The sequence below is a fragment of the Aeromonas media genome, from assembly GCF_000819985.1.
Classification (GTDB): Bacteria; Pseudomonadota; Gammaproteobacteria; order Enterobacterales; family Aeromonadaceae; genus Aeromonas; species Aeromonas media.
Genome location: NZ_CDBZ01000122.1, coordinates 1,585 through 2,470, shown reverse-complemented (window position 1 = coordinate 2,470; position 886 = coordinate 1,585). Strand labels below are relative to the sequence as shown.

The window sequence follows — 886 nt, the reverse complement described above, 5'->3', positions numbered from 1 at the left end:
CGGCAAGCCCATCGGGCTGGTGGACTTGCGCATCATCGATGAGGAGGGCCGGGCGCTGGCTCACGATGGCCAGACCATGGGGGAGATAGTGGTGCGTGCTCCCTGGCTGGCCCAGGGCTACCTGAAAGAGCCGGACAAGGGGGCAGAGCTCTGGCAGGGGGGCTGGCTGCACACGGGGGACATGGCCTCGATCACCCCGAACGGCACGGTCGAGATCAAGGATCGCATCAAGGATGTGATCAAGACCGGGGGAGAGTGGATAAGCTCCCTCGCGCTGGAGAGTCTCATCAGCGCCCATGCCGCCGTCCATGCGGTAGCCGTGATCGGGGTGCCGGATGCGCAGTGGGGGGAGCGGCCCCTGGCGCTGGTGGTCGGCAAGGAGGGGACGAGCCTGGATGCGCAGGCCATCAAGACCCACCTGCAGGGGTTCGTCGACAGCGGCCGCATCAATCGCTGGGCCATTCCACGCCAGATCCGCATCGTGCAGGAGATCCCCAAGACCAGTGTCGGCAAGGTGAACAAGAAGCTGATCCGGGATCGTGAATGCCGTCCGGTGGCTGAGAACTGAGGGCGCCGTCATAGATTCAGAGGAAGGCCTCTCAGCCATCCCCACTGCCTGAGGGGCCGCGTTGGCCTGGCCGCCATGGCTTGACTACGCTCACTGAGTTATCACACAAGAGGCGTGCGCCATGAACAGAACCCAGATTCATCTCGTTGATGAAGAGGTGGATTTTCCGTCCAATGAACAGTTGGTCTCCACCACGGATCTGCAGGGGGTCATTACTTATGCCAATGATCACTTCTGCCGGGTTGCGGGATACAGCAGGGCCGAGATGATAGGTCAGCACCACAACATGGTGCGTCATCCCGACATGCCCAAGGCCGC

Annotated in this window: 2 protein-coding genes; both read left to right on the top strand. The window is 62.4% G+C overall.

The annotated features are described in order from the left end of the window. The coding region (locus BN1127_RS10685) for an AMP-binding enzyme (protein WP_042649430.1) at nucleotides 1-568 on the top strand (568 nt) is incomplete at its 5' end. A 121-nt stretch (nucleotides 569-689) separates the two neighbouring features. Next, on the top strand, nucleotides 690-886 hold a 197-nt coding region (locus BN1127_RS10680), incomplete at its 3' end, for a PAS domain S-box protein (protein WP_042649429.1).